This window comes from Allobosea sp. CCNWLY174 (assembly GCF_037120455.1).
In the GTDB taxonomy this organism is placed as follows: domain Bacteria; phylum Pseudomonadota; class Alphaproteobacteria; order Rhizobiales; family Beijerinckiaceae; genus Allobosea; species Allobosea lupini.
Genome location: NZ_JBBBBQ010000001.1, coordinates 747,689 through 774,019, shown reverse-complemented (window position 1 = coordinate 774,019; position 26,331 = coordinate 747,689). Strand labels below are relative to the sequence as shown.

Here is a 26,331-nt window from a genome sequence, read left to right as displayed (position 1 = left end):
GCATGTCCGACCGTCCCGTCCTTCTCGTCACCGGCGGCAGCCGCGGCATCGGCGCCGCGATCTGCCGCTTTGCCGCCGAGCGCGGCTATGACGTTGCCGTCAACTATCAGGGCAATGCGCAGGCAGCGGCCGATGTCGTCGCAGCCTGCGGCCGGGCGGGGGCGAGGGCGGTCGCGATCCAGGGCGACATGGGAAACCTCGCCGACATTGCCCGCGTCTTCGCGGAGGCCAAGGCGGCGCTCGGCCCGCTGACTGCGGTCGTCAACAACGCTGCCATCACCGGCAAGAGCAGTCCGCTTGCCGAGTCGGATCCGCAGGTCATCCGCGCCTGCATCGACCTCAACGTCACCGGCGCGATCCTTGTGGCGCGCGAGGCGGCACAGGCCCTGCTCGCCAACGATGGCGCGAAGAACCGCGCCATCGTCAACATCTCCTCGATTGCGGCCGGGCTCGGCTCGCCCAACGAATACGTCTGGTACGCCGCTTCGAAGGCGGCGGTCGACTCCATGACGATCGGCCTCGCGATCGAGCTCGCTCCGGCCGGCATCCGTGTCAACGCGGTGGCACCCGGCATGACGCAGACGGATATCCACGCGCTTTCGACCGGCGATGCCGGCCGCGTCGACCGCATCGCGCCGACGATACCGCTGAAGCGCGTGGCCGAGCCGGAGGAGATCGCCGAAGCCGTGCTGTTCGCGCTCTCCGAGGCCGCGTCCTACATGGTCGGCTCGATCATCCGGGTCGGCGGCGGTCGCTAAGTCAGTTGCAGACTTCGACCTGCCGCATCCGCCCTTCGACGAAGGCCTCGGTGAAATGGCAGGGCATCCGGTTCATCGGCGGCGAGTACCAGGTTGCCGTCGGCGAGTCGTGGTAGACCGGGTAGGCCTGCGTCTGCGGGTCCGCCGGGGGCTGGGTCATGTGCTGGTTCTGCATCGTCCGGTTGCTCGCGGCGGTGGTGATCAGGCCGTGAGTGCCTGAGCCGCCGACGGCAGCCGATGCCGGCGATTGGAGCGCGAAACTCCCGAAGGAGCCGGCCAAAGCGAGTGCTGCGATCAGGGTCTTTGTCATGACAGCCTCCAAAGTCGCGATAGCAAGTGATCAAGGCCATAGGCCGCACCTGGTGGGCGGCAATCGAGTCTGCCGCCTCCAAATCGACCAAGCTGTGGCCTTGTCGTGAGGCCCTAATCACGAAGCCGTGCCGCGGCACTCACGAGGCAGTGAGGCAAGGTCGGGCGGCTCAACGACAGAATCGGCTGCGACAGCAGCCGCAGACGGCTGGAGCTGCAAGCTGGCCATGCTAAATCGGCTGCCGTCCTATTCAACCGGAAGCCGCCAACGGAAGCCCCCCAATGCGCGCCCTGTTCTTCCTGATCGCCTTCGGCATGGTCGCGGTGCCGGCGTTGCTCGCGCTGGCGCGCAGCGACCTGCCGCGCGGCCGTCGCATCGTCAACGCACTGATCGTCTTCCTGGCGCCGGCCTTCGCGCTCGGCCTGATCCATGGCGTGCCGGAGCTCGACGGCAGGGCGCTGCAATATCCGGTCGCCTGGACGACGCTGCGGCTCGTCCTGACCGGGCTCGCCCTGATCCTGCCCTGGTGCCTCTATGTCTGGCTGAACGGCCGGCGCTGACTTCCTGACGGATTTTTCGAGATGACCGAACCTGCCGAAACCCCGACGATCGACCACGCCTTCACCGGCGACCGCAAGGGGCCGGCCCACGACCCGACCTATGCCGGCGCGCTCTCCTTCATGCGGCGCCGCTACAGCAAGGACGTCGCCGGCTGCGATGCCGTGGTCTGGGGCGTGCCCTTCGATCTTGCGGTCTCGAACCGGCCCGGCACCCGCTTCGGACCGCAGGCGATGCGCCGGGTCAGCGCGATCTTCGACGGCGATGCGCAATACCCCTCGCGGATCGACCCGTTCGAGACGCTCGCCGTGGTCGACTATGGCGACTGCCTGCTGCCGCGCAGCGACCTGCAGGGGTGCGCCCGCGCCATCGAAAACGAAGCGGCGGCGATCATTGCCAGCGGTGCCCAGCTCGTCACCCTCGGCGGCGACCATTTCATCACCTTGCCGCTGCTGCGCGCCCATGTCGCCCGCCATGGCAAGCTCGCCATCGTCCAGTTCGATGCCCATCAGGACACCTGGGACGACGGCGTCGGCGCGATCAGCCACGGCACCTTCGTGCTCGAGGCGGTGCGCGAGGGGCTGATCGACACCGAGCGCTCGATCCAGGTCGGCATCCGCACAGTCGCGCCGCGCGATTGCGGGATCACGGTGATCGATGCCTATCAGGCGCATGCGCTCGGCGTCGACGGCATCGCCGCGCGGATCAGGGAGCGCGTGGGGCAGGGGCCGGCCTATCTCACCTTCGACATCGACGCGCTCGATCCGGCCTTCGCGCCGGGTACCGGCACGCCGGTCGCCGGCGGCTTCTCTTCGGCGGAAGCGCTGCGCCTGGTCTGGGCGATCCGCGATCTCGACTTCCGCGGCATGGACATCGTCGAGGTCTCGCCGCCCTATGACCATGCCGATGCGACCGCGATCGCGGGCGCGGCGGTGGCGCAGCACTATCTCCAGGCGCTGGCGCTGAAGAAGGCGGGCTGAATCGAGTTGCGAGGCGCTTGGATCATCCCGGCAAGGATAAGCATCAAGCGCTCTCTACGACTGGAAAAATCAGCCTCGAACGAGCGGGGACGTCCGTGCTGATCGTCTTCAGTGGACTTCCTGGCACGGGCAAGACGACTCTTGCCCGTGAGCTCGCGACGAGGCGGTCGGCGGCTTATCTGCGCATCGACAGCATCGAGCACGTGATGCGCAAGGCACTGCCCGGCAACGACATCGGCGCAGCGGGCTACACTATGACCCTCGCTATCGCGGGCGAGAACCTTTCGCTCGGCGTCGCCGTCGTGGCCGATTGCGTGAACCCGGTCGCCGAGAGCAGGGCGGCATGGCGCCAGCTTGGTCGCGCCTCGGCCGTGCCGCATCTCGACATCGAGGTCGTCTGTTCCGACAAGGCGGAGCATCGCCGCAGGGTCGAGCAGCGGCAGCCCGATATTCCGGGATTTGTCCTCCCGGACTGGGCTTCGGTGGAGACACGTGATTATCAGCCCTGGACGGGCGACCGGCTGATCGTCGACACGGCTGTCCTTTCGGTCGAGGACGCCCTGCGCCTGATCGAGGACCGACTGGCGTCCTTGGTGTACAGCGCAGATTGACAGGCCGCTGGGCAGGGAACATATAGCCCCGGCATGACCACGAACCCGACCCGACGTCGCAGTGAACACGCCGCTCCGGCGCGCCCGCGATGACGCTCGGCTTCCAGCCCGAACGCCCGCGACCGCGCCCCGAGCGCGGTTTTTTTATGCCCGTCGCAAAACTGATGTCCGCTCTTGCGACAAGGCCAAGTTCCAGAGCCAGCCAACCAGTTCCGTCCGCTTCCACCAGACGCCTTGCGAGGGTCCGATGAGCCAGAACCTGAAATCCATCTTCATCGACGGCGAAGCCGGCACGACCGGGCTCGGAATCCGCGAGCGTCTCGCCGATGTGGCGGAAGTCGTGGTCAAGAGCATCGATCCCGACAAGCGCAAGGACCCTGTCGCCCGCAAGGCGATGATGGCCGATGTCGATCTCGTCGTGCTCTGCCTGCCCGACGATGCGGCCAAAGAATCCGTCGCGCTCGCTGACGAGCTCGGCAGCAGCGCGCCGAAGATCGTCGACGCCTCGACCGCCCATCGGGTCGCAGCCGGCTGGACCTATGGCTTCGCCGAGCTCGAGCCGGGCTTCGCCCAGAAGGTCGCCAACGCCAACAGGGTTGCCAATCCCGGCTGCTACCCCACCGGCGGCATCGCGCTGCTGCGCCCGCTCGTCGATGCCGGGCTGCTGCCGGCCGACTATCCCGTTAGCGTCAATGCGGTCTCCGGCTATTCCGGCGGCGGCAAGAGCATGATCGAGGCCTATGAGGCCGGCACGGCGCCCGATTTCGAGCTCTACGGCCTCGGCCTCAAGCACAAGCACCTGCCCGAGCTGCAGGTCTATTCGCGGCTGGAGCGGCGGCCGATCTTCGTGCCTTCGGTCGGCAATTTCCGGCAGGGCATGCTGGTTTCAGTGCCGCTGCATCTCGACACGCTGCCCGCCAAGCCGACGCCTGCCGATCTCGAAACGGCCTTGGCCGAGCGCTATGCCGGCTCGACCTATGTCAGCGTCCTGCCTGCCGATCCGAGTGGCAAGCTCGAGCCGGAGGCCCTCAATGACACCAACAAGCTCGAGCTGCGCGTTTACGGCAATGCCGATCTCGGCCAGGCCGTACTCGTCGCCCGCCTCGATAATCTCGGCAAGGGCGCGTCCGGCGCCGCTGTCCAGAACATCCGCCTGATGCTCGGCCTGCCGGAGGGCTGACGCCAGCCTCCAGGTCCGCTCGAATCCTGCCTTCGCTCATGGCGAAACAATGGCTGCACCCCCCAAATGGGGGATGCGGCCATGTCTGCTTGCGATCATAGCTGGGTCAGGCGGCAGGAGAGCGGGGGCGATTCGATGCCGGGATTCGATACGTTGGGCGCGCGCCTCGCGCGCAGCCGGCGCAGGTTTGAGCGCGAGCGCGCCGGGGTGAACATCGAGCGGCCGGCTCAGGACGGGCTCGATCTCGCCGTCCGGCGAGACGATGCGTCTGACACCCCGGCCGGCGTGCCGATGACGGCATCGGCGAAAGTGCTCAGGTTTCCAAGCCCGGATGGGCGTCTCAGAGACTGAAGCAGCCGTGCCAGGGTACGGCTGCCAGCGCTGCCGGGGTGAGGTCGAACAGCCCCGGCAGCGCTTTTTCTTGCGACCTGTCCAGGCCAGATCCGGTCCAGGATCCTCCGTCGGGCGGTCTTGCCCCATAGTCGGAAAGCTATCGTCGTAAAATGAGGAGAAGCCTTGTCGTGCAAGGGCTCTCTTAGACATTGCGAACAATGCGGCGCCGCGCGCTCGTACCATTACTCTCGGCTGCGGTCGCGCTCGGCGCGATGGCGCCCGCCTCGGCGTTCGACCTGCGCGGCGCGGGCGTGGTGCTCATCCACGGCAAGGCAGGTGGGCAAGGTCCCCTCCAGCCATTGGCCCAGGCGCTGAAGGCGCGCGGCGCGACCGTTCTGCTGCCGCGGATGTCCTGGACGTCCGGCTACAGGACCTATGACCAGACGCTCGGCGAGGTGCAGGCTGCCGTCGCGCGGCTGAAGGCCGGTGGAGCGTCCCGGATCGTGCTCGCCGGGCATAGCCTCGGCGCCAACATCTCCATGGGCTATGCCGCTCGCGTCGGCGGCGTCGACGCGGTGGTGGCGCTGGCGCCGGGGCATCGCCCGGACTTCATCGCCAGCCAGACCGGCGAGAGTCTTGCGCAGGCCAAGGCGATGGTCGCGGCCGGGCAGGGGGCGCAGAAGGCGAAGTTCCTCGACTTCAACCAGGGTCGGACCTTCCCCATCACCACCACGGCCGAGGCCTATCTCAACTTCTTCGATCCCTCCGGGCCGGCAGCCCAGGCTGCCCAGGCGAGCGGTGTCCGTGCTCCGACGCTCTGGGTGATCGGCACGGGCGATCGCCCAGCGATGAACGATCGCGCCGCTTATTCCGGCACGCGCCTCGTCGTCGAGGCCGACCATCAGACGACACCACGCGTCGCGGTGGCCGAAGTGATCGACTGGCTGCAGAAGCAGTAGGCGCGCGGCCTGCCGGGATTGAAAAAGGGCGCTGCCGGAGGCCCGGCAGCGCCCTTCACGTCTGCGCAGGATAGCGTCAGCCTGCGTAGGGCTTGAAGAGCTGCTTCTGCGTGCCGAGGCCCTCGATGCCGAGGGCGACGGTCTCGCCACCCTTGAGGAAACGCGGCGGCTTGAAGCCGAGGCCGACGCCGGGCGGGGTGCCGGTGGTGATGACGTCGCCCGGATCGAGCTGCATGAACTGGCTGATGTAGTGGACGAGATAGGCGGCGCCGAAGATCATCGTCTTGGTCGAGCCGTTCTGGACGCGCTCGCCGTCGACTTCGAGCCACATGGCGAGATTCTGCACGTCGGCGATCTCGTCCGGGGTGACCAGCCAGGGGCCGAGCGGGCCGAAGGTCGGGCAGCCCTTGCCCTTGGCCCATTGTCCGCCGCGCTCGGTCTGGAATTCGCGCTCGGAGACATCGTTGCAGACGCAGAAGCCGGCGATCGCCGCCATCGCGTCCTTCTCGTCGATGTAGGAGCCGCCATCGCCGATCACGATGGCGAGCTCGACCTCCCAGTCGGTCTTCTTCGAGTTCTTCGGGATGATCACGTCGTCATTGGGGCCGACGATGCAGTTCGGCGCCTTGTTGAACAGGATCGGTTCGGCAGGGATCGGCGCGCCGGTCTCGGCGGCGTGGTCGGCGAAGTTGAGGCCGACGGCGATGAAATTGCGGACATCGCCGACGCAGGCGCCGATGCGCGGCGAGCCCTCGACCAGCGGCAATGATTCGGGGGAGAGGGCCTTCAGCTTGGCGAGCGAAGCGGATTTGAGCGCCGCGCCGGCGAGGTCGGAGACATGCGCCGAGAGATCGCGCAGCTTGCCGGCAGAGTCGACAAGGCCGGGCTTCTCCTGACCAAATGCACCGTAACGAACCAGTTTCACGTCGTTTCCCCCTTTTCAATCGTTTCAAACAGGGCTTGTAAGGCTAGACCGAAGGTCGCGCCGATCCTGTGCGGACTGCCCCTGCGATGCAAGCCCGGCGCGACGCATGCCATACTTGCGGGCGGACCGGGAGTTGTGGCGCTTATGCAACGCTCGTCACGAAAGCGCGCCCGAACTCGGCGCTGGCGGGTGAGGCTATGCTGCGGCGCACAATGGCGAAACCCACGATAGTTCGCATCTAAACTATCTTTTCGGGCGCTGGCTTTGCCGCGGGACGCGCGAAACGCGGTCATTTTGCACGTTTTTTGGCCCTGCCGATGCGGAAAGCCGATCGAGCATGGCGATTTGAAGGCGGTCAAGGCGGGATTGCGGCGTAATCCGGCAGGCGGCATGGTGATGACAGATTCCGCGGCCTGCTTCGCCGCAACCACCACAACAAGAACCTCAGCCTGGGGAAGACGCCGCGATGAAGAGCCTTCTGAAATTCACCGCCGCCGCCACTGTCTCGCTTTCGGCGCTGCTGGCGGCCGGCGCGGCTTCGGCGAGCTCCTTCGCGATCCGCTCGGGCCAGAGCGCCGAAGGTCTCGGCATGGCCTATGCCGGCGCGGCGGCGGGCGGCATCGGCATGGGCTCGATGGCCTGGAACCCGGCGACGATCACCATGTTCCCGGGCCGCAATAGCCAGTGGAACTTCACCTATCTCTATGCCAACGGCGACTATCAGCCGACTTCGACGACCACGGTGCGCACCCCTGCGGGCGCCACGGTTCCGATCCAGGCCGCCGGCGGCAGCACCCTCGGCACCGGCAATATCGGCGGCGACGGCTCCTTCATCCCGGCCTCCTATTCCTCCTGGCAGCTGACCGACCGGTTCTGGATCGGTCTTACCACCGGCGCGCCGTTCGGCCTGCGCTCGAAGCCCGACAACCAGGTCAACGCGGCGCAGGTCTTCGGCCGCTCGGCCAAGGTGCAGACGATCAACGTCTCCCCGACCATCGGCTACAAGGTCAACGACTGGCTCTCGATCGGCGCGGCGCTGCAGGTCCAGTATTTCAAGGCCAGCCTGAAGCAGGCCAACGGCGTCACTGCGGCCGCGACGCCGATCATCATCCAAGGCGACACGATCGATTTCGGCTATCGCTTCGGCGCCACGCTGACCCCGCTCGACGGCACGACGATCGGCCTGGCCTACCGCTCTTCTGTCAAGCAGACGCTGGAAGGCAGCCTGCGGAGCGCGGCGACCGGCTATATCCCGGTCAAGGCCAACCTGAACCTGCCCGACTCGGTCGTGCTGGGTGTCTCGCAGGTCATCAACGACCAGTGGCAGGCCCATCTCGGCGTGGAGTGGACCAACTGGAGCCGCTTCCGCAACATTCCGGTCGTGACCCGCGCCGGCGGCGTCCCCCTCACCAGCCTGAACTTCCAGTATGACGACAGCTGGTTCTTCTCGGGTGGTGTCGAGTACAAGTACAGCCGCGACCTGACGCTCCGCGCCGGTGTGGCCTACGAGCTCTCGGCCGTGAACGACGACAACCGCCAGATCTTCATCTCGGACAACGACCGGCTCTGGCTCAGCGCCGGTCTGAGCTACCAGCTCACCGAGAAGTTCAAGCTCGACGTCGGCTACACCTATATCCACGTCAACAAGGCCAAGGTGAACTACACCGGGAACAATCCGCAGCAGGTCTTCAATCCGTCGCTGCGGGCGGTGTCCTATACCGGCCAGGCCGAGCCTTACATCCACATCGTCTCCGCCGCCCTGACCTATCGCTGGGACAACCCGGCCGAGACGATCCCGGTCCGCCCGGTCGTTCGCAAGAACTGATCGGCGCTTCCACGACGCTGAAAAGCCGGCCTTCGGGCCGGCTTTTTTGTCGAGGTGAAAGGGAGGGCCGGCAGAGGCCAGGAACTGCCGCCGGATGCCGGCTTCATCCGGAACCATCCTCGTCATCCCGGAGCTGCGCGGCTTCGCCGCTTGTCTAGGACGACGGAGCGGTTCCGAGTAGAATCCGTAAGCTCTAAGCCTTGATCTTCACATAGCTCCCCGGCGCGTCCTCGAGCGCGGGCAGGGGCCCCTCGCCGGGGATACGCGGCTTGACGCGCTTGGGCGCCTGCTTCTCCAGCCAGCCGAGCCAATGCGGCCACCAGGAGCCGGGGTGCTCCTCGGTTTTCTTCATCCAGTCCTCGAAGGCACCCTCCGGTTTCGGGCCGGTCCAGTACTGGTACTTCACCTTGTTCGGCGGATTGACCACGCCGGCGATGTGTCCGGACCCGGCCATGACATAGTCGACCGGGCCGCCAAAGGTCTGCGAGCCCAGGAAGACCGATTTCGCCGGAGCGATATGGTCCTCGCGCGTCGCCAGATTGTAGATAGGTATCTTCACCTTCTTGAGGTCGAGCCGCTTGCCGCCGAGGCGCATCTCGCCCTTGCTCAGCTTGTTCTCGAGATAGCAGTTGCGCAGGTAGAATGAGTGGTTCGCCGCCGGCATCCGGGTCGAATCCGAATTCCAGTAGAGCAGGTCGAACGGGGTCGGCGCCTTGCCTTTCAGGTAGTTGTTGACGGCATAGGACCAGATCAGGTCGTTGGGCCGGAGCATGTTGAAGGCGCCCGACATGCGCGAGCCGTCGAGATAGCCGCGCTCGGCCATCTGCTCCTCGACGGCGCGGATCTGCTCCTCGTCGACGAAGACCGAGAGCTCGCCGGCGTGGCTGAAATCGACCTGCGTGGTGAAGAAGGTCGCGCTGGCGATGCGCTTGTCCCGGGTTGCCGCCATATAGGCCAGGGTCACGCCGAGCAGCGTGCCGCCGACGCAGTAGCCGATCGTCGAGACCTGTTTCTCGCCGGTGACCTGTTCGATCGCCTCCAGTGCAGCGAAGATGCCCTCGCGCATGTAGCTCTCGAAATCCTTGAGCGCGTGGCGGTGGTCCGGGTTGACCCAGGAGATGCAGAAGACCGTCAGCCCCTGCGAGACGCACCAGCGGATGAAGCTCTTCTCGGCGTTGAGATCGAGGATGTAGAACTTGTTGATCCAGGGCGGCACGATCAGCAGCGGCCGCTTCAGCACGGTCTCGGTCGCCGGCGCGTATTGGATCAGCTCGATGATGTCGTTGCGGTAGATGACCTTGCCGGGCGTCGTCGCGATGTTGACGCCGACCTGGAAGGCTCCGGCATCGGATTGCCTGATCTTCAGTTCGCCGCCGCCGGCCTCGACGTCCTCGGCCAGCATCTTCATGCCGCGCACCAGGTTCTCGCCGTTCTGCGCCATGGTCTCGCGCAGCAGCTCGGGGTTGGTCGCGACGAAGTTGGAGGGCGAGAGGGCGCCTGCGATCTGCTTGACGTAGAAGCGGGCCTTGTCACGCGTATGCGGGTCGAGCTCGTCCGCCTGCTCGACCATGCCTTCGGCCCAACGCGTCGTCAGCAGATAGGCCTGCTTGACGAAGTCGAAGACGGGATGGCTGTCCCACTCCGGATCGGCGAAGCGTGCATCCCTTTTCTCGGGGGCGATCACCGGCTCGACCTGCTCGCCGCCGAGGCGCTTCAGGGTCGAGCTCCACAGGGAGAGGAAGTCGCTGGTGATCGCGCCCTGCGCCTCGATGATCTTCTGCGGGTCGCTGACCCAGCGCTCGGCGACGCGGCCGAGCACCTTGACCATTTCGCTGGCTTCGTCGGCCTGGCCGGTCTTGGCCTCGCCGCGCTCGATCGGCTTCAGATAGGCGGCGGTCACCTTGCCGGCCTGCTCGACCAGCTTGCCCATGTTCTGCGCCATCGCTTCGAAATCGGGAACGGCCGGGAGCTCGGCGAACGGCGCTTCAGCAGGCTTTGGCCCGGCTTTGCCTTTCTCGTCAGCTGGCGGACACATGATGGCGCTCCCCTTGGTAGCCTTACGCAGGAGTTGCACTCCCCATTTTGGACCCATTAAGGACCTAACCGGTATGAGTGACAAAGAAATTTTGCGGAAGCAGGGCGATGGCTGACAGGCGGACTCAAATCTCGCTCAAGGCGGCTGGACTGGTTCTCATGGTCGGAGCCGGCCTCGGAGGCTGCGAAGCCACGCGCGGCGTGGCTGAAATGGCCGATCTCGCCACCAAACCCGGCGAGCCCAAGCCTTTCGTTACCGAGACCCGGCCGCAGGATCCGAAATATATCCCGATCGGCACCACCGTCTCGCGGCCGGCCAAGCGCAAGACCGTCGACGAGTTCAAGAAGCTCGAGGCGGAGTTGGAAGCCAAGCGAATCTCCAACGACGCTGCCGGCGCGCAGGCGCAGAGCCTCGGCAAGGCCCTGCCGCCGCCCGCACCACCGCAGCAGCCGAAGGAGTGAGGGCGGCGGGCACGGACCGCTTGCCTTGCGTCACCCGGATCAATCCAATGACGGCTCCTCGGTGGAGCGCCCGCGATGATCCTGATCGGCCAGTATGATTCGCCTTTCGTGCGCCGCGTCGGCATCGCCCTGACGCTCTACGAGTTGCCCTTCGAGCACCGGCCCTGGTCGGTTTTCGGCGACGGCGACAGGATCGCGCCGCTCAATCCGCTGGTTCGCGTGCCGACATTCGAGCTCGATGACGGGCTCGTGCTGGTCGAGAGCCATGCCATTCTCGATTATCTCGATGGCTTCGTTCCGCCCGAGCTTGCCCTGTTCCCGCGTACGGAGCCGGGCCGTCACAGGGCCTTGCGCGTCGCGGCACTGGCGATGGGGCTCGCCGAGAAGGCGGTGAGCCTGTTCTACGAGCTGCGATTGCACGACCAGGTTTCCGAGGTCTGGGCCGGGCGCTGCCGCTCCCAGATCCGGGGTGTCCTTGCCGCTCTCGAGCGCGAGCGTGCCGAGCGTAGCGGCGACTGGTGGTTCGACGATCGGATCGGCCATGCCGATATCGCGCTCGCCTGCGCGCTGCGCTTTGCCGGCGAGGCGCATCCCGATCTCGTGATCCTGCGTGACCATCCGGCATTGGAGGCTCATTCCGCGCGCTGCGAAGCGCTCGACGTGTTCAAGACGATCAGTCAGCCCTTCATTCCGCCGGCTTGAAGCGTTGCAGCAATGCGGCATGCGCTGCCGTTCGCTGAATCTTGCGTTTTTTCTGCTGTTGGGGCGGAAGTTGCGGTGGTAAGGCATCGCAACGCAAGAATGTGATTTGCCGCGCGCGAGGGTGCGGCGATCCGCAAGGACCTGTTGTCGAAATGACCGATTTCCACCGCATCAAGCGCCTGCCGCCCTATGTTTTCGAACAGGTCAACAAGATCAAGGCTGCCGAGCGCGCCAAGGGCGTCGACATCATCGACCTCGGCATGGGCAATCCCGATCTGCCGGCGCCCAGGCATGTCATCGAGAAGCTGGTCGAGACCGCCGGCAAGCCGCGCACCGATCGCTATTCCGCCTCGAAGGGCATCTCCGGCCTGCGCCGCGCCCAGGCGCATTACTACCAGCGCCGCTTCGGCGTGACTCTCAATCCCGACACGCAGGTCGTCGCCACGCTTGGCTCGAAGGAAGGCTTCGCCAATATGGCGCAGGCCATCACCGGTCCCGGCGACGTCGTGCTCGTGCCCAATCCGAGCTACCCGATCCATGCCTTCGGCTTCCTGATGGCGGGCGGCGTGATCCGCTCCGTACCGGCCGAGCCGACGCCGGCCTTCTTCCCGGCGCTCGAGAGAGCGATGGCGCATTCGGTGCCGAAGCCGATCGCGCTGGTCACCTGCTATCCGGCGAACCCGACCGCCTATACCGCCTCGCTCGATTTCTACCGCGACCTCGTCGCCTTCGCGAAGCGGCATGAGCTGATCCTGCTCTCCGACCTCGCTTATGCCGAGGTCTATTTCGACGAGAATGATCCGCCGCCCTCGATGCTTCAGGTGCCGGGCGCGATCGACGTCGCCGTCGAGTTCACCTCGATGTCGAAGACCTTCTCCATGGCCGGCTGGCGCATGGGCTTTGCCGTCGGCAATGAGAAGCTGCTGGCGGCGCTGGCGCGGGTGAAGTCCTATCTCGACTACGGCGCCTATACGCCGATCCAGGTCGCGGCCGCGGCGGCGCTGAACGGTCCCGACGACTGCATCCGCGAGATGCGCGAGGTCTATCGCAAGCGCCGCGACGCGCTGGTCGAGAGCTTCGGCAAGGCCGGCTGGGAGTTCCCGGCGCCGCAGGCCTCGATGTTCGCCTGGGTGCCGATTCCCGAGAAGTTCCGCCACCTCGGCTCGCTGGAGTTCTCCAAGCTGCTGATCGAGAAGGCCGAAGTCGCAGTCGCGCCTGGCATCGGATTCGGCGAGCATGGCGACGACTATGTCCGCATCGCCATCGTCGAGAACGAGCAGCGCATCCGCCAGGCGGCGCGCAATATCGGCCGCTTCCTGAAGAGCGCCGACCAGACCCTGCACAACGTCATCCAGATGCCGAAGGCGGGGTAGGGCGGAAGCGTCCCGCCATCGTCATTGCGAGCGTAGCAAAGCAATCCAGAAGGTCGCGCTCTGCGGCTCCTGGGTTGCTTCGTCGCTGTGCTGCTCGCAATGACGCTGGGGCGGTGTTGCGCGCCGGCACTGGACCGGGCCGCCGAAACATGGGAACCCAGCACCGAGGGCGGATAGCAGGGATAAAGAGCGCATCATGGTCTCGAAGGGCCGGTTGATCGGGATCATGTTCGGCCTGTTCGCGCTGGTCTGCCTGTTCGCGACCTATGATTTCTCGCGTGGCCGCACCACCGACACCGACTCACCCCTCATCGCCGACGTCCTGACCGCCTCGCGCGCCAAGGAATGCGGCCGCGACGCGACTGAGATCGCTGGCAAGTATTTTCCGGTGGGCATGGGCCGGGCCGAGGCCGAGCAATTGCTGGCGCAGACCGTGATCCGGGCACCAAAGCCCTGGTTCTGGAAGCCGATCGACGAGAATTCGACCCAGGCGGACGGCGACAGCGTCGAGGCGTTGCGCACCATCAAGATCACCGCTTTCGGCAACCAGCTGCTGCGGCTCTATCTCGGCTTCGAGAACGGCAAGGTCCACAAGCTCGCCGCCGAAGTCGTCTGCCGCTTCGAATAGGCGGCGTCTAGGCCGTCGCAGCCACCTCGCCACGCGCCGGATAGTCGTTCTTGATGACGAAATCGAGTGCTGCGACCATCTCGGCAAAGTTCGGTCGCACGAACGGCATCGACTGGACGGAGAGGTAATAGAGCGTCCGGTCCGGGCGCACGAGGAAGATGCCGAGCTCGGAGAACAGCGCCGGCTCTTCGATGCCGATCGAGGTCTTGCCCCGCGAGGCGGAGATGTAGAGCCCCCATTCGCGGGCCGTCTCCAGTACCAGCCCGTAACCGATCCGCAGCCGGTCCGCGCCGATCTTCCGTGCCATCTCGCCGGCGCGCTCCGCGCCGTCGCTGCTGACCGCGATCGTCTCGACGCCCCGGCTGGCGAAGTCCGGCGTCAGCCGCTCGAGTTCCTTCAGGTAGTTGGCGCAGATCGGGCAGTGCAAGCCCCGGTAGAAGCAGACGAGCGTGAAGCGTTCCGGCTCCGCCTCCCATAGGTCGAAACGACCATGCCCGAGGGTCTCGACGGAAAGGGTTGGTACGAGCTGACGTGGAATGAGCATTGAGAGAGCCTCTAGGGTTGCGAGTTCTCTCAGATTGCATATTATCAGGCATGAAAAATTCCAATCGCATGATCGAAAGTCCCGATGCTCGGCGCGATCGCCTGTCGAGCTTCTTTTCTGCGTTCGATGTCATGGCGGAACAGGCGGCGCCAGAAGCCGCCAATCTGCTACTGACTGGGCGAGCAGGGGACCTGCGCTCGCTGGTGTTCTTGCCGCATGCAAAGGTGACGGCGACGCTCGGCGAAGAGGTGCTGGCCGCGGTGAGGATCGACTTCGGCGGGCCGGCCAACCCGCTGATTGCAGCGCTGCCGGAACGGGTCGAGCTTGCACTCGACGCGGCGCCGGCGATGCGAACGGTCGCCGATCTGCTGGCGGCAGAGGCGGCAGCCCGGCGATGTGGGCGGCAGATCGCCCTCGACAACATTTGCAGGCTGCTCCTGCTCCTGCTTCTGCGCCATTTGATCGACGAGGGCTCGACCCGGCCGGGGCTGCTGGCAGGGCTGTCGCACCCGCAGCTGTTTCCAGCGCTGGTAGCGATGCAGGAGGCGCCGGCCCATGGCTGGAGCGTCGACGAACTCGCCACGATCGCCGGCATGTCGCGGACGCGGTTCATGGCCTTGTTCCCGCGTGTGCTGGGCACCACGCCGATGGCGCATCTGGCGCATTGGCGGATGGTGCTGGCACGGCGCGAGCTCGAACGTGGCGGCCGCGTCAAGCTGGTCGCGCGGCGCATCGGCTATGGCAGCGCCGCCGCTTTCTCCCGCGCCTATCAGCGAACGTTCGGCGAGCCGCCGATCGTTCTTAGGACGCCAGCGCGTCGCGCTGCCGCATCCGGCTCGCTTTGAGGTGCATCGTCAATGCCGCCGCAACAGCCGCTTCAGCGGGCTGTCGGCATGCGGATCGAGATAGTGCAGGATCGCGGTGGAGCGGATCGTATCGGGGTCGCACGCTTCGTTGGTATGGATCGAGCGGTAGCCATTGAACAGGTAGAGGCCGCCCGGCTTCAGCTTGAGATGTCTGATGCTGCGATGGCCGCGGCGATAGAGATGCCGCAGCGCCGCTTGCGACAGCGGATTGTCCAGCAGGATCTTGTCGAGGAAGTTCGTCGCGTAGCTGGCACGCAGTTTGCGGGTGTTGGGGATGATCAGCAGGTCCCCGCTCTGGCCGCGCTCGGGCATCAGGATCGGGATCAAGGCCGTGAGCAGGTAGGAATCATAGTGGAAATTCAGCGAGTTGGCCGCAGCTCTCTCGCCGGAGAGGCAACGCAGGATCTGGTAGAAGGACGGCTGCGGCGCGGGCTTGCCCATGCTGCTCTGATAGATGCCGCGGCACAGCGTCAGGAAGTCGGAATCTTCCGGCCAGCGTTTCAGGAAAGTTCCGTCCAGACGTTCGGGCCCGGCGATCGCCAAGTAGTTTCCGCCATTGCCGCTGACCGCGCGCCTGACGAAATCCTGGGCTTCCTGCAAATCGCCAGGCGGAACATAGTCGTCGATCACCGCGAAGCCCTCGCGATCGATCTGTGCTGCGATGAGCGCGGGGTCGGGCAGGGGCGCTACAGGCGCGTTATCGGCAACTTCAATGGCGTCTGTCGGAAGGGCAGGCATCGGCATCGCAATCCTCCACCCGGGAAAGCGCTCGCTGCGGCTCGCGTTTCTCAATGGAAGCAAAATCCGTGCCCGGAGGTTGATCTGTCGCTCACAGTGCTTTGCCGCCGTTGACTCCCCGCGCGCCTCATGCGACCCCCGCGCCATGACCATGCACGCTGCTTCTTCCGAGATCAGGCCCCTGCGCGTCGGCATCGCCGGCCTGGGAACAGTCGGCGCGGCGGTCGCCGGCATTCTGAAGCGCCAGGAGAATGCGCTCGCCGCGCGCTGTGGCCGGCCGATCCGCGTGACGGCGGTCTCGGCCCGTAATCGCAATCGCGATCGTGGCATCGATCTATCCGGCTTTGCCTGGTTCGACGATCCGGTCGCGCTCGCCGCGTCCCCCGAGATCGATTGCCTGGTCGAGCTGATCGGCGGCTCTGACGGGCCTGCCAAGAAAGCGGTCGAGACCGCGCTTTCCGCCGGCAAGCATGTCGTCACCGCCAACAAGGCGCTGCTAGCCGCCCATGGCGTCGCGCTCGCCGAGCTCGCCGAGGCCAATGGCGCGGCGCTCGCCTTCGAGGCCTCCTCGGCCGGTGGCATCCCGGTGGTGAAGACGCTGCGCGAGGCACTCTCGGGCAACAATGTCAGCCGGCTCTACGGCATCCTCAACGGCACCTGCAATTACATCCTCTCGCGCATGGAGCTTGAGGGCCTGACCTTCGAGGCCTGCCTGAAGGACGCCCAGCGCCTCGGCTATGCCGAAGCCGACCCGACCTTCGACGTCGAGGGCTTCGACACCGCCCACAAGCTCGCCATCCTGACCAGCCTCGCCTTCGGTACGAAGATCGACGCCGAAGCGATTCATGTCGAAGGCATTTCCTCGATCACGCCGCTCGACCTGAAGATGGCCGACGAACTCGGCTACCGGATCAAGCTGCTCGGCGTCGCCGAGCGGACCAAGACCGGCATCGAGCAGCGCGTGCACCCGACCATGGTGCCGAAGTCGTCGGCGATCGCGCAGGTGATGGGCGTCACCAATGCGGTGACGATCGACGCCGACGCCGTCCGCGAGATCACTTTGGTCGGTCCCGGCGCCGGCGGCGGCCCGACCGCCTCGGCGGTGATCGCCGATATCGCCGACGTCGCGCGCGGCACCGCCGGCCAGCCCTTCGGCATGCCTGTCGCCCGTCTGGAACAGCCGACACGCGCCCCGATGCAGCGTCACGAGGGCGGCTACTATATCCGTCTCGCCGTCGCCGACCGCCCCGGCGCGGCCGCCGCGATCGCGACCCGGATGGCGCAGGCCGATATCTCGCTTGAAAGCATCGTCCAGCGCCGCTCCGAGATTGCTGCCCAGCGCGACCCCGGCGGGCGCTCCGGCGCACCGGTTCCGGTCGTGCTGATCACCTACGCCACCAGCGAACAGGCCATCCGCGGCGCCCTGGAGAAGGTCAGCGCCGACGGTCACATCGCAGAAGCGCCGCAAGTCATCCGCATCGAGCGGGAATGAGTGTGAAAGGCTGGGTCGCCCACGGCTTAGCCTTATCATCGCCAATCCGTTCGCTATTCACCTCGGCCATCCGCTAACGCGCTCAGGGAGTCCCCATGTCCGTCGATCTCCGCATCTCCCCCGACCAGATCATCGAGCGCTATCTCTCGATGGAGCTGGTTCGCGTCACCGAGCGCGCCGCCGTCGCCGCCGCCCGCCTGCGTGGTCATGGCGACGAGAAGGCGGCCGACCAGGCCGCGGTCGACGCGATGCGGCGCGAGCTCAACCGCCTGCCGATCGATGGCGAGATCGTCATCGGCGAGGGCGAGCGCGACGAGGCGCCGATGCTCTTCATCGGCGAGAAGGTCGGCAACAAGCAGGGCCCCAAGGTCCACATCGCCGTCGACCCGCTCGAGGGCACCACGCTCTGCGCCAAGGACATGCCAGGCTCGATCGCGGTGATGGCGATGGCCGGTGCCGGCCAGCTGCTCTACGCCCCCGACGTCTACATGAACAAGATCGCGATCGGCCCGGGCTACCCGCAGGGGATCGTCGATCTCGACGCCTCGGCCGCGGACAACATCAACGCGCTCGCCCGCGCCAAGGGCGTCAAGCCGCACGAGATCAACACGCTGATCATGGACCGGCCGCGCCACGAGAAGCTCATTGCTGAAGTTCGCAAGACCGGCGCCTCGATCCGCCTGATCACCGATGGCGACGTTGCCGGCGTGATCTTCTGCACCGAGCCGGAGAAGACCGGCATCGACCTTTATCTCGGCATCGGCGGCGCGCCGGAAGGCGTGCTCGCTGCGGCGGCGCTGCGCTGCGTCGGTGGCCAGATGCAGGGCCGCCTGATCCTCGACACCGAGGAGAAGCGGGCACGCGCCGCGACCATGGGCGTCAAGGACCCCAACAAGAAATACGATATGTCGGAGATGGCCTCGGGCGACGTCATCGTCTGCGCCACCGGCGTCACCGATGGCGGCATGCTCTCGGGTGTGCGCTTCGGGCCCGAGGTGATCGAGACCGAGACGATCGTCTATCGCTCGATCACCGGCACGGTCCGCCGCATCTATGGCGAGCATCGCGAGCTGTCGAAGTTCCAGCTCGACTGAGCTCTGGAGCTGTTGCAGCTGCAAAGCCCGTTCCGCAAAAGCCGCGGCGCGGGCTTTGTTATTGAGCCGACCTGCGCCGCTTCAGCCTTCCAGGGTGCCGCCGGCGAGGGTGTGCTCGACGCAGGCGTTGATATGCGTTGCCAGGACGGCGGTGGCACGCGCGATGTCGCGCCGCATCGCGCAGTCGAGCAGGGTCTGGTGCTCCTGCGCCGCCGCCTCGCCGCGGAAGATCACCGCGACCATCTGATAGCGCAGATAGCGGTCATAGACCGAGGCGTGCGTCTCCATCAGCACCTGCGAGCCGCAGGCCGAGATCAGCGCGTGATGGAATTCCCAGTCATAGCGCTTCCAGAGTTCCGGATCGGCGCGATCATTGTCGAGCATCCGCTTTTCCATCAGGGCGAGCTTGTGATGGGCGGCGACGACGCGGCCTTCCCACTCCATGTCACCGGCCGTGAAGGATTGCGCCAGCGCGTGTCCCTCCAGCAGTAGCCGCAGCGCCGCGATCTCGCTCAGATTGCTGGCGGAGACCGGCGCGACCATGAAGCCCTTCTGGCCCTCGGCCTCGACCAGCCCTTCCGAAGAGAGCCGGTTCAGGATCTCGCGCAGTGTGCTGATGCTGGTGCCGTAGGTCTCGCGCAGGTCGTCGAGCTTGAGCCGCTGCGCCGGTACCAGCCGCCCGAAGACGATGTCGGCGCGGATCCGGCGATAGGCCAGCTCTCCGATCGAGGCGGTCGGCGGGGCGTAATTCAGCATGCATGATCCGTGGCAAGTGCGGCAGAGGGAGCATCCTAGCTGCGGAGCGGAGGAGGCACAATTATTATGGCAAAATTGAAATCATCGGAGGAAATCGAAAATACCTGTTGATTGCTGATATGCGCTTGGGCATGGTCTGCTTCGAAGCGGGCCAACCCGCACGGGAGGAACGGCATGAAACACGGTATCGACAGGCGTGCGCTTCTGGCGGCCGGCGGCGCTCTTGCGCTGACGGGTGGTGCCGCGCTCGCACAGGGCAAGCCCAATCTGCGATTTTCGGCGGTTTTCTCGGAGCAGGACATCCGCGCCGAAATGATGAAGCGCTTCGCCGAGGCCATCAAAGACGACTTCGCGCTGCAGCCCTATTACGGCGGCAACCTGTTCAAGCAGGGCACCGAACTCGTCGCCATGCAGCGCAACAACCTCGAAATGGGGAACATCGCGCCGCAGGACGTCTCGAACCAGATTCCGGCCTGGTCGATCGTCACCTCGGCCTATCTCTTCCGCGATGCCGACCACCTCAAGAAGGTCTTCGCCAGCGATGTCGGCCGCGATCTCAAGAAGATCGCCGAGGACAAGCTCAACATCAAAATTCTCGGCCCGACCTACTTCGGCGCCCGCCAGGTCGGCCTCAAGCCAAAGAAGAAGATCAGCACCCCGGCAGATCTCGCTGGCGTCAAATTGCGCATGCCCGGCGGCGACGCCTGGCAATTCCTCGGCCAGTCGCTTGGCGCCAACCCGACGCCGATGGCCTATGCCGAGGTCTACACCGGCCTGCAGAGCGGCGCGATCGACGGGCAGGACAATCCGCTGCCAAACGTCCAGAACATGAAATTCTACGAGGTCTCCTCGCAGATCGTGCTGACCTCGCATCTCGTCGGCTTCGACCTGCTATGCGTCACCAAGCGCGTCTGGGACGGGATGGATGCGAAGAAGCAGGCCGCCTTCCAGGCCGCGGCTGACGCCGCGATCGACTGGAGCACCAAGGAGCACCTGGCCAAGGAGGCCGAGTTGGTCGACTTCTTCAAGAAGCAGGGGCTCGAGGTCTATACGCCCGATCTCAAGGCCTTCCGCGACTTTGCCCAGAAGAAGTACCTGGAATCAGAGCTGGCCAAGGGCTGGGTGCCCGGCATGCTCGACAAGATCAACGCGCTCTAGCGTTTCGCTAAGCTTGAGCGACCGAGGTCTAGCGCCGGTCCTTCGGGGGCGGCGTGGCCCGCCGACGGAGGGGCCGGCGGGCCGAATTTCACCGGAGGGGCGATGCTGAACTCGCTGAAAGCACTCGGCGCCTTCATGGCGCGCCGGGCCGAGAACCTGCTCGCGCTGATGCTGGGGGCGATGTTCCTCGTCTTCCTGGTGCAGATCGTCTTCCGCTATCTGCTCAACTTCCCGATTGGCTGGACCCATGAGATCAGCGTGATCCTCTGGCTCTGGCTGGTGCTGTTCGGCGCCGGCTTCGTGTTGCGCGAGAGCGAGGAGATCCGCTTCGACATCATCTATGGCGCGGTCGGGCCAGGTCCGCGCCGGCTGATGGCGCTGATCACGTCGGTCGCGCTTGTCGTGCTCTACGTGATCTCGCTGCCGGCGATGGCCGATTACGTCGCCTTCATGAAAGTCGAGCGCACCGCCTATCTGAAGATCCCGTTTAACTGGGTCTACGCGATCTACATCGCCTTCGCGGTCGGCGCGATCATCCGCTATCTCTGGCTCGGCTTCAGCGCCTCACGCGGCAAGGCGCCCGAGGCCTTCGATCCCACCAAGGCGGGCTCGGGCGTATGAGCACGCCGTTCTCCCTCGCCATCCTCGCCATCGTCACGCTGTCGCTGCTCGGCCTGCCGATCGGCCATGCGATGATCGCAGGCTCGATCCTGTATCTGCTCGTCGCCGGACAGGATCTCTCGATCGCCGCCGAGCAATTGCTCAACGGCATGTACACCAACTACGTCATTCTCGCCGTGCCGCTCTTCATCCTGGCGGCGGAACTGATGAACATCGGCTCGATGACGGAACGGCTGCTGCGCTTCTGCGACGCGCTGGTCGGTCGCTTCAGGGGCGGGCTCGCCCATGTCAACATCGTCCAGAGCGTGATCTTCGCCGGCATGTCGGGCTCGGCCATCGCCGACGCCGCCGGCACCGGCCGGATGATGCAGGCGATGATGACCAAGGACGGCAAATACCCGCCGGCCTTCGCGGCGGCGCTGACCGCTGCCTCCTCTGTGATCGGGCCGATCATCCCGCCCTCGATCCCGATGGTGCTTTACGCGCTGGTCTCGGACGCCTCGATCGGCTTCCTCTTTCTCGGCGGGGTCATTCCTGGCCTGCTGATGGCGCTGGCGCAGATGACGATCGTCGCCTCGGCGGCAAAACGGCGCGATTTCCCGGTCGAGCCGCCTATCCCCTTGCGGCAGCTGCCCGGGATCACCTGGCGCGCCTTTCCGGCGCTGATGATGCCGGTCGTGCTGCTGGGCGGGATCTATGGTGGCGCGACGACGCCGACCGAGGCTGCCGCGGTCGCCGCCGCCTATGCGCTCGCCGTCTCGGTGCTGCTCTATCGCAGCGTCAGCTTTCGCGCCTTCTACGGTTCGCTCGCCTACAGCGCCCGCACCACCGCCTCGATCGGCATGCTGATCGCCGGAGCGCTGGTCTTCAACTACGTCGTCACCATCGAGAACATTCCGGACAGCCTGCGCGTGCTGCTGGCCGGCTGGAACCTGTCGCCGCTCGGCTTCCTGATCCTGGTCAACGTGCTGCTGCTGATCCTCGGCTGCCTGCTCGAAGGCACCGCGATCCTGCTCATCGTGGTTCCAGTGCTGATCCCGACCGCCAAGGCGCTCGGCATCGACATGGTGCATTTTGGCGTGGTCGTCGTCGTCAACATCATGCTGGGGCTGATCACGCCGCCCTACGGCCTGCTGCTCTTCATCATGACCAACATCGCCGAGGTGCCGCTGCGCCTGATCGTGCGCGAGTGCATGCCCTTCCTCGGCGCCATGCTGGTCGCACTGGCGCTGATCACCTTCTTCCCCAGCCTCGTGCTCTGGCTGCCGCGCCTGATGGGCTACCAGGGCTGACAGGACAGGACCCCCAACCGTGAGCAAACCGATCTACGTCCTCAACGGCCCCAATCTGAACCGGCTCGGCACGCGCGAGCCGCAGATCTACGGCTCGACCACGCTCGCCGAGATCGAGACGATGTGTCGAGCGACGGCCGGCGGGCGCGAGATCGTCTTCCGCCAGAGCAATCGCGAATACGAGCTGATCGACTGGATCCACGAGGCGATCGATCAAGGCGAAGCGATCGTGATCAACCCCGCCGCCTATTCATTCACCTCGATCGCGATCCTCGACGCCCTGAAGATGTTTCCCGGGCCGGTCGTCGAGTTGCACATCTCCAACATCCACCGGCGCGAGCCGCACTACCACAAATCCTATGTCTCGCTGGCGGCGACGGCGGTCATCGCCGGGCTCGGCCCGCAGGGCTATGTGGTGGCGGTCAAGGCGGCGATCGATCTCGCGAGCCGATAGGGCTCGACGTCAACCGGGCTCGCTGTCGTCCGCAGACTCGGCCTTGCGCCGAAAGCCGGTCGCCAGCACGTAGAGTTCGGAGGAATCGGCCCGACTCGCTGCCGGCTTGATGTTGCGCACCTGGGCGAAATCGCGCTTCAGCTCCGCCAGCAGCCCGGCCGTGTCGCCACCCTGGAAGAGCTTGGCGAGGAAAAAGCCGCCCGGTGCCAGCACGCTGTTGGCGAATTCGAGCGCTGCCTCGGCGAGGCCGATGATCCGCAGATGGTCGGTTTTCTTATGGCCGGTGGTATTTCCGGCCATGTCGGACATCACGCCGTCGGCCTTGCCGCCGAGTTTTTCCGTCAACAGGGCAGGGGCTTCCTCCGACATGAAGTCGAGCTCGATCAGCTCGACATGTGGGATGGGGTCGACCGGCAGGAGGTCGATGCCAACGATCCGGCCCTTGCCGTTCTCAAGCCCGATCTTGGCTCCTGCGACCTGGCACCAGCCGCCCGGCGCGCAGCCGAGATCGACCAGCTTCTGGCCGGTTTTGAGGAACTTGTAGCGCTCGTCCATCTCGGCGAGCTTGAACGCCGCGCGCGAGCGATAGCCCATTTCGCGCGCCCGCTTCACATAGGGGTCGTTCAGCTGGCGCTCGAGCCAGAGCTGCGAGGAATGGCTGCGCTTGGCGGGCTTCTTGACCTTGATGCGCAGGTCGCGTGCGCCACCGCCGCTGCCGGATTTTGTTGTCGTCATTGCCTTCGGCGCCACCAGGCGCGATCCTCGTGCATCATCCTGAGCAGGATGCCTTCGCGCAGGCCGCGATCGGCGATGCGCACCTTCGGGCTCGGGAAGGCCCGCCGGATCGCCTCGAAGATGGCGCAGCCGGCGAGCACCAGATCGGCCCGCTCGCGGCCGATGCAGGCATTGGCCTGACGCTGGGCATAGTCCATCGCGACGAGTTCGTCGATGACGCTGCAGATGTCCCGATCCTGCATCCACAGCCCGTCGACCTGCCGCCGGTCATAGCGCGGCAGGCGCAAATGGATGCCAGCGACGGTGGTGACGGTACCGGAGGTGCCGAGCAGGTGAAAATTCGGCGCATTCCGCGCCGCCGCGGCCTTTGCCGCAAACGGCGCCAGCGCCTCGCTGCAATCGGTGACCATGCGCTCGAACTTCTCGCGCCCGACCTCGATGCCGCCATAGCGCTCCGCCACCGAGACCACGCCGATCGGCAGCGAGGCCCATTCGCGGATGCGGGAGGCGGGGTCGCGCCCGGCCTCGCGTCCGCCGAGCCAGACGATTTCGGTCGAGCCGCCGCCGATGTCGAAGACGATGACTGCGCCGGCTTCCGGTGCCGCCAGCGCGGCGCAGCCGGTGACGGCGAGCGAGGCTTCCGTGCGCTGGTCGACGATCTCGAGTTCGAGCCTTGCTTCCTCGCCGACGCGGCGGACGAACTCGATACCATTGGTCGCGGCCCGGCAGGCTTCTGTGGTGATCAGGCGGGCCCGGGTGACGCCGCGATGGTCCATCTTGCTCTTGCAGACCTTGAGAGCTTCGACCGCCCGATCCATCGCGTCGTCGCAAAGCTTCCCGCTGGCGCCGAGTCCCTCGCCGAGTCGCACGATCCGCGAAAACGCGTCGACGACCCGGAAGCCGTGCTGGGCCGGCCGGGCGATCAGCAGACGGCAATTGTTGGTGCCGAGATCGAGCGCGGCGTAAGTGGTCGGATGAGGGCGCTGGAACGGGGCCGGAGCGAAACGAACCGCGTCCGGCGGCGCGGGCCGCTCGCCCGGTAGAGGGACCACCGCCACGAGGGGGCGGTCGGAATCCTGGCGGTCTTCGACCGTCACTGGCTAACCCTTCGCCGGTCAGGACCGTCATGGTGGCCCGCCGGAGTCCAGCAAGAAGCTGGAACGTTTCCATTCGAAGGGCAGCGTAACAACAGCACGCGGCCCCTGCCAAGCGGAACCTGTGGCGAAACTGCGGCATGGTCGGCGGCGCTTGCCTGTGTCCCGTCTTCGCGGCAAAGCTCGCCTCGGCCGGCATGACCAAGCCGGCGGCGACCAATCGGGAGAAACGGCATGGCGGCGCGGCGCATGATTCTGGCGATCGACCAGGGTACGACGTCCTCCCGCGCCATCCTGTTCGATGAGAATCTGCAGCCGCTCGCCAGTGCCCAGCAGGAGTTCCCGCAGCATTATCCGGCTTCGGGCTGGGTCGAACACGAGGCGGAGGATCTCTGGGAGAGCACGCTCTCGGTCTGTCGGCAGGCGCTGGCGCGCGCCGAGGCGCGGGCAGGGGAGGTCGCGGCGATCGGCATCACCAACCAGCGCGAGACCACGCTGGTCTGGGACCGCAGCACCGGACAGGCGATCCACCGCGCCATCGTCTGGCAGGACCGGCGCACCGCCGAGCGCTGCGCCGCGCTGGAAGCGGAAGGCCACGGCAAGCTGGTCGCCGAGCGCACCGGCCTGCGCATCGATCCCTATTTCTCCGGCACCAAGATCGCCTGGATCCTCGACCACGTCCCCGGAGCCCGCGAGCGGGCCAAGCGCGGCGAGCTCGCCTTCGGCACGGTCGACAGCTTCCTGCTCTGGCGCCTCACCGGCGGGCGGGTCCATGCCACCGACGCGACCAACGCCTCGCGCACCATGCTGTTCGACATCCATCAGGGGCGTTGGGACGAGAAATTGCTGGCGCTGCTCGACATTCCCGCCGCAATGCTGCCTGACGTCCGCGACTGCGCCACCCATTTCGGCGACAGCGAACCTGGCCTGCTCGGCGGCGCGATCGCGATTCGCGGCATCGCGGGCGACCAGCAGGCGGCGACCGTGGGCCAGGCCTGCTTCGAGCCCGGCATGCTGAAGTCGACCTATGGCACCGGCTGCTTCGCGCTGCTCAACACCGGCACCAGGGCCGTCACCTCGCAGAATCGCCTGCTCTCGACCATCGCCTATCAGCTCAAGGGTGTGCGCCATTACGCGCTGGAGGGCTCGATCTTCATCGCCGGTGCCGCCGTGCAATGGCTGCGCGACGGGCTCGGCATCATCGAGAAGGCCTCCGACAGCGGCCCGCTCGCGGCCAAGGCCGATCCCGGGCAGCAGGTCTATCTGGTGCCGGCCTTCACCGGCCTCGGCGCGCCGCATTGGGACGCCAACGCCCGCGGCGCCCTATTCGGGCTGACGCGCAATACGGGTCCACGCGAATTCGCCCGTGCCGCGCTTGATTCGGTCTGCTTCCAGACACTGGACCTGCTGGAAGCGATGCGCTCCGACTGGCCGGAGGCGGATGGGGCGGAGACGGTGCTGCGTGTCGATGGCGGCATGGTCGCCTCCGACTGGACGATGCAGCGCCTCGCCGACATCCTCGCCGCCCCGGTCGATCGGCCGCAGGTGCTGGAGACCACCGCGCTGGGCGCGGCCTATCTTGCCGGCCTCGACGCCGGGCTTCTGCCCGAGCCGACGCAGTTCGCCGATCGCTGGCGGCTGGAGCGGCGATTCTCGCCTGGCCTCGCCGAGGAGACGCGCCGTAACCACGTTGCCGGCTGGCGCGACGCCGTCAGGCGCACGCTGAGCGGGAGCTGACGCGCGCCGCTGTCCAGTCGCGTGGGCTCTGGCGATCGCTTGAGATGCTGTGCAAGGCGCAGTGAGCGGCTCGCATGTCGAAATCGTCACAGAAGGCTTGCAACCGGGCGCG

28 protein-coding genes are annotated in these 26,331 nt (G+C 66.2%); 20 read left to right on the top strand and 8 right to left on the bottom strand.

Annotation, left to right across the window (positions count from 1 at the left end; genetic code table 11):
* Positions 1-2 precede the first annotated feature (2 nt).
* Complete coding sequence (locus V7S63_RS03700) at positions 3-758, top strand: SDR family oxidoreductase (RefSeq protein ID WP_336529240.1); 756 nt, start codon at positions 3-5, stop codon at positions 756-758.
* A gap of 1 nt (position 759) precedes the next feature.
* On the opposite strand, the gene V7S63_RS03695 is transcribed toward V7S63_RS03700, so the two are convergent.
* Positions 760-1,068 carry a hypothetical protein gene (locus V7S63_RS03695; RefSeq protein WP_091829850.1) on the bottom strand — a complete coding sequence of 103 codons (309 nt, stop codon included), beginning with the start codon at positions 1,066-1,068 and terminating at the stop codon, positions 760-762.
* A 281-nt stretch (positions 1,069-1,349) separates the two neighbouring features.
* Between V7S63_RS03695 and V7S63_RS03690 the strand changes: the two genes are divergently transcribed.
* From V7S63_RS03690 to V7S63_RS03665, 6 genes are all read left to right on the top strand, one after another.
* The gene (locus tag V7S63_RS03690) at positions 1,350-1,628 is read left to right on the top strand and encodes a hypothetical protein (RefSeq protein ID WP_336529239.1); all 279 of its coding nucleotides are present in this window, start codon (positions 1,350-1,352) and stop codon (positions 1,626-1,628) included.
* Between the two features lie 21 nt (positions 1,629-1,649).
* Positions 1,650-2,606, top strand: coding sequence for an agmatinase (speB, locus tag V7S63_RS03685; RefSeq protein ID WP_091829846.1), 957 nt, complete (start codon positions 1,650-1,652; stop codon positions 2,604-2,606).
* A 95-nt stretch (positions 2,607-2,701) separates the two neighbouring features.
* A complete protein-coding gene (locus V7S63_RS03680) occupies positions 2,702-3,217 on the top strand; it encodes a P-loop nucleotide/nucleoside kinase family protein (RefSeq protein WP_336529238.1) in 516 nt (171 codons plus the stop codon).
* A gap of 247 nt (positions 3,218-3,464) precedes the next feature.
* A complete protein-coding gene (gene argC / locus V7S63_RS03675) occupies positions 3,465-4,397 on the top strand; it encodes an N-acetyl-gamma-glutamyl-phosphate reductase (protein ID WP_336529237.1) in 933 nt (310 codons plus the stop codon).
* Positions 4,398-4,532: 135 nt separating this feature from the next.
* Positions 4,533-4,748 carry a hypothetical protein gene (locus V7S63_RS03670; RefSeq protein WP_336529236.1) on the top strand — a complete coding sequence of 72 codons (216 nt, stop codon included), beginning with the start codon at positions 4,533-4,535 and terminating at the stop codon, positions 4,746-4,748.
* Positions 4,749-4,948: 200 nt separating this feature from the next.
* Positions 4,949-5,689, top strand: coding sequence for an alpha/beta fold hydrolase (locus tag V7S63_RS03665; RefSeq protein WP_336529235.1), 741 nt, complete (start codon positions 4,949-4,951; stop codon positions 5,687-5,689).
* A gap of 76 nt (positions 5,690-5,765) precedes the next feature.
* Here V7S63_RS03665 and V7S63_RS03660 read toward each other — a convergent pair whose 3' ends face one another.
* Complete coding sequence (locus V7S63_RS03660) at positions 5,766-6,614, bottom strand: fumarylacetoacetate hydrolase family protein (RefSeq protein ID WP_091829838.1); 849 nt, start codon at positions 6,612-6,614, stop codon at positions 5,766-5,768.
* A 466-nt stretch (positions 6,615-7,080) separates the two neighbouring features.
* Here V7S63_RS03660 and V7S63_RS03655 point away from each other — a divergent pair, with 466 nt between their 5' ends.
* Complete coding sequence (locus tag V7S63_RS03655) at positions 7,081-8,439, top strand: OmpP1/FadL family transporter (protein ID WP_100958930.1); 1,359 nt, start codon at positions 7,081-7,083, stop codon at positions 8,437-8,439.
* A 193-nt stretch (positions 8,440-8,632) separates the two neighbouring features.
* Here the strand turns inward: V7S63_RS03655 and V7S63_RS03650 are convergent, their stop codons facing one another.
* Positions 8,633-10,381 (bottom strand): PHA/PHB synthase family protein, encoded by a 1,749-nt coding sequence (locus V7S63_RS03650; protein WP_248307311.1) that lies wholly within the window; start codon positions 10,379-10,381, stop codon positions 8,633-8,635.
* Between the two features lie 200 nt (positions 10,382-10,581).
* Between V7S63_RS03650 and V7S63_RS03645 the strand changes: the two genes are divergently transcribed.
* From V7S63_RS03645 to V7S63_RS03630, 4 genes are all read left to right on the top strand, one after another.
* Positions 10,582-10,935, top strand: a complete 354-nt coding sequence (locus V7S63_RS03645; RefSeq protein WP_336529234.1) for a hypothetical protein — start codon at positions 10,582-10,584, stop codon at positions 10,933-10,935.
* A 75-nt stretch (positions 10,936-11,010) separates the two neighbouring features.
* Positions 11,011-11,637: a glutathione S-transferase family protein gene (locus V7S63_RS03640; RefSeq protein ID WP_336529233.1), complete on the top strand. Its 627-nt coding sequence runs from the start codon at positions 11,011-11,013 to the stop codon at positions 11,635-11,637.
* 152 nt (positions 11,638-11,789) lie between these two features.
* Positions 11,790-13,010 (top strand): LL-diaminopimelate aminotransferase, encoded by a 1,221-nt coding sequence (locus tag V7S63_RS03635; RefSeq protein WP_336529232.1) that lies wholly within the window; start codon positions 11,790-11,792, stop codon positions 13,008-13,010.
* Positions 13,011-13,206: 196 nt separating this feature from the next.
* On the top strand, positions 13,207-13,638 hold the full coding sequence (locus V7S63_RS03630; RefSeq protein WP_091829826.1) for a hypothetical protein: 432 nt from the start codon (positions 13,207-13,209) through the stop codon (positions 13,636-13,638).
* Between the two features lie 7 nt (positions 13,639-13,645).
* Here the strand turns inward: V7S63_RS03630 and V7S63_RS03625 are convergent, their stop codons facing one another.
* Positions 13,646-14,182, bottom strand: coding sequence for a peroxiredoxin-like family protein (locus V7S63_RS03625; RefSeq protein WP_336529231.1), 537 nt, complete (start codon positions 14,180-14,182; stop codon positions 13,646-13,648).
* A 50-nt stretch (positions 14,183-14,232) separates the two neighbouring features.
* Here V7S63_RS03625 and V7S63_RS03620 point away from each other — a divergent pair, with 50 nt between their 5' ends.
* Positions 14,233-15,027 carry a helix-turn-helix transcriptional regulator gene (locus tag V7S63_RS03620; RefSeq protein WP_336529230.1) on the top strand — a complete coding sequence of 265 codons (795 nt, stop codon included), beginning with the start codon at positions 14,233-14,235 and terminating at the stop codon, positions 15,025-15,027.
* A 9-nt stretch (positions 15,028-15,036) separates the two neighbouring features.
* Here V7S63_RS03620 and V7S63_RS03615 read toward each other — a convergent pair whose 3' ends face one another.
* Positions 15,037-15,939: a hypothetical protein gene (locus V7S63_RS03615; RefSeq protein WP_336529229.1), complete on the bottom strand. Its 903-nt coding sequence runs from the start codon at positions 15,937-15,939 to the stop codon at positions 15,037-15,039.
* Between V7S63_RS03615 and V7S63_RS03610 the strand changes: the two genes are divergently transcribed.
* Both V7S63_RS03610 and glpX read left to right on the top strand, forming a co-directional pair.
* Positions 15,938-17,278, top strand: a complete 1,341-nt coding sequence (locus V7S63_RS03610) for a homoserine dehydrogenase (RefSeq protein WP_336529660.1) — start codon at positions 15,938-15,940, stop codon at positions 17,276-17,278. The genes V7S63_RS03615 and V7S63_RS03610 overlap by 2 nt on opposite strands.
* 95 nt (positions 17,279-17,373) lie before the next feature.
* Complete coding sequence (gene glpX / locus V7S63_RS03605) at positions 17,374-18,372, top strand: class II fructose-bisphosphatase (protein ID WP_091829820.1); 999 nt, start codon at positions 17,374-17,376, stop codon at positions 18,370-18,372.
* Between the two features lie 81 nt (positions 18,373-18,453).
* Here the strand turns inward: glpX and V7S63_RS03600 are convergent, their stop codons facing one another.
* Positions 18,454-19,128, bottom strand: a complete 675-nt coding sequence (locus V7S63_RS03600) for a GntR family transcriptional regulator (RefSeq protein WP_336529228.1) — start codon at positions 19,126-19,128, stop codon at positions 18,454-18,456.
* 174 nt (positions 19,129-19,302) lie between these two features.
* On the opposite strand from V7S63_RS03600, the gene dctP reads away from it, so the two are divergent.
* The 4 genes from dctP to V7S63_RS03580 all read left to right on the top strand — a co-directional run bounded on the left by dctP (position 19,303) and on the right by V7S63_RS03580 (position 22,653).
* Positions 19,303-20,286, top strand: a complete 984-nt coding sequence (gene dctP, locus V7S63_RS03595) for a TRAP transporter substrate-binding protein DctP (protein ID WP_336529227.1) — start codon at positions 19,303-19,305, stop codon at positions 20,284-20,286.
* A 102-nt stretch (positions 20,287-20,388) separates the two neighbouring features.
* Complete coding sequence (locus V7S63_RS03590; RefSeq protein ID WP_336529226.1) at positions 20,389-20,907, top strand: TRAP transporter small permease; 519 nt, start codon at positions 20,389-20,391, stop codon at positions 20,905-20,907.
* Complete coding sequence (locus tag V7S63_RS03585) at positions 20,904-22,199, top strand: TRAP transporter large permease (RefSeq protein WP_091829812.1); 1,296 nt, start codon at positions 20,904-20,906, stop codon at positions 22,197-22,199. The genes V7S63_RS03590 and V7S63_RS03585 overlap by 4 nt, the downstream gene beginning before the upstream one ends.
* A 19-nt stretch (positions 22,200-22,218) precedes the next feature.
* Complete coding sequence (locus V7S63_RS03580) at positions 22,219-22,653, top strand: type II 3-dehydroquinate dehydratase (protein ID WP_100958939.1); 435 nt, start codon at positions 22,219-22,221, stop codon at positions 22,651-22,653.
* Positions 22,654-22,662: 9 nt separating this feature from the next.
* On the opposite strand, the gene V7S63_RS03575 is transcribed toward V7S63_RS03580, so the two are convergent.
* Positions 22,663-23,388, bottom strand: a complete 726-nt coding sequence (locus V7S63_RS03575) for an RlmE family RNA methyltransferase (RefSeq protein ID WP_336529225.1) — start codon at positions 23,386-23,388, stop codon at positions 22,663-22,665.
* Positions 23,385-24,485 (bottom strand): Ppx/GppA phosphatase family protein, encoded by a 1,101-nt coding sequence (locus V7S63_RS03570; RefSeq protein WP_244543678.1) that lies wholly within the window; start codon positions 24,483-24,485, stop codon positions 23,385-23,387. The genes V7S63_RS03575 and V7S63_RS03570 overlap by 4 nt, the downstream gene beginning before the upstream one ends.
* A 231-nt stretch (positions 24,486-24,716) precedes the next feature.
* Between V7S63_RS03570 and glpK the strand changes: the two genes are divergently transcribed.
* Positions 24,717-26,219 carry a glycerol kinase GlpK gene (gene glpK / locus V7S63_RS03565; RefSeq protein ID WP_336529224.1) on the top strand — a complete coding sequence of 501 codons (1,503 nt, stop codon included), beginning with the start codon at positions 24,717-24,719 and terminating at the stop codon, positions 26,217-26,219.
* Positions 26,220-26,331 lie beyond the last annotated feature (112 nt).

Coding starts and splice junctions, on each gene's coding strand:
- V7S63_RS03620 (WP_336529230.1), top strand. CDS start 14,233: ATGAAAAATTCCAATCGCATGATCGAAAGTCCCGATGCTCGGCGCGAT.
- speB (WP_091829846.1), top strand. CDS start 1,650: ATGACCGAACCTGCCGAAACCCCGACGATCGACCACGCCTTCACCGGC.
- V7S63_RS03635 (WP_336529232.1), top strand. CDS start 11,790: ATGACCGATTTCCACCGCATCAAGCGCCTGCCGCCCTATGTTTTCGAA.
- V7S63_RS03600 (WP_336529228.1), bottom strand. CDS start 19,128: ATGCTGAATTACGCCCCGCCGACCGCCTCGATCGGAGAGCTGGCCTAT.
- dctP (WP_336529227.1), top strand. CDS start 19,303: ATGAAACACGGTATCGACAGGCGTGCGCTTCTGGCGGCCGGCGGCGCT.
- V7S63_RS03645 (WP_336529234.1), top strand. CDS start 10,582: ATGGCTGACAGGCGGACTCAAATCTCGCTCAAGGCGGCTGGACTGGTT.
- V7S63_RS03665 (WP_336529235.1), top strand. CDS start 4,949: ATGCGGCGCCGCGCGCTCGTACCATTACTCTCGGCTGCGGTCGCGCTC.
- V7S63_RS03650 (WP_248307311.1), bottom strand. CDS start 10,381: ATGGCGCAGAACATGGGCAAGCTGGTCGAGCAGGCCGGCAAGGTGACC.
- V7S63_RS03610 (WP_336529660.1), top strand. CDS start 15,938: ATGCACGCTGCTTCTTCCGAGATCAGGCCCCTGCGCGTCGGCATCGCC.
- V7S63_RS03695 (WP_091829850.1), bottom strand. CDS start 1,068: ATGACAAAGACCCTGATCGCAGCACTCGCTTTGGCCGGCTCCTTCGGG.
- argC (WP_336529237.1), top strand. CDS start 3,465: ATGAGCCAGAACCTGAAATCCATCTTCATCGACGGCGAAGCCGGCACG.
- glpX (WP_091829820.1), top strand. CDS start 17,374: ATGTCCGTCGATCTCCGCATCTCCCCCGACCAGATCATCGAGCGCTAT.
- V7S63_RS03615 (WP_336529229.1), bottom strand. CDS start 15,939: ATGGTCATGGCGCGGGGGTCGCATGAGGCGCGCGGGGAGTCAACGGCG.
- V7S63_RS03575 (WP_336529225.1), bottom strand. CDS start 23,388: ATGACGACAACAAAATCCGGCAGCGGCGGTGGCGCACGCGACCTGCGC.
- V7S63_RS03640 (WP_336529233.1), top strand. CDS start 11,011: ATGATCCTGATCGGCCAGTATGATTCGCCTTTCGTGCGCCGCGTCGGC.
- V7S63_RS03670 (WP_336529236.1), top strand. CDS start 4,533: ATGCCGGGATTCGATACGTTGGGCGCGCGCCTCGCGCGCAGCCGGCGC.
- glpK (WP_336529224.1), top strand. CDS start 24,717: ATGGCGGCGCGGCGCATGATTCTGGCGATCGACCAGGGTACGACGTCC.
- V7S63_RS03625 (WP_336529231.1), bottom strand. CDS start 14,182: ATGCTCATTCCACGTCAGCTCGTACCAACCCTTTCCGTCGAGACCCTC.
- V7S63_RS03690 (WP_336529239.1), top strand. CDS start 1,350: ATGCGCGCCCTGTTCTTCCTGATCGCCTTCGGCATGGTCGCGGTGCCG.
- V7S63_RS03585 (WP_091829812.1), top strand. CDS start 20,904: ATGAGCACGCCGTTCTCCCTCGCCATCCTCGCCATCGTCACGCTGTCG.
- V7S63_RS03590 (WP_336529226.1), top strand. CDS start 20,389: ATGCTGAACTCGCTGAAAGCACTCGGCGCCTTCATGGCGCGCCGGGCC.
- V7S63_RS03700 (WP_336529240.1), top strand. CDS start 3: ATGTCCGACCGTCCCGTCCTTCTCGTCACCGGCGGCAGCCGCGGCATC.
- V7S63_RS03655 (WP_100958930.1), top strand. CDS start 7,081: ATGAAGAGCCTTCTGAAATTCACCGCCGCCGCCACTGTCTCGCTTTCG.
- V7S63_RS03630 (WP_091829826.1), top strand. CDS start 13,207: ATGGTCTCGAAGGGCCGGTTGATCGGGATCATGTTCGGCCTGTTCGCG.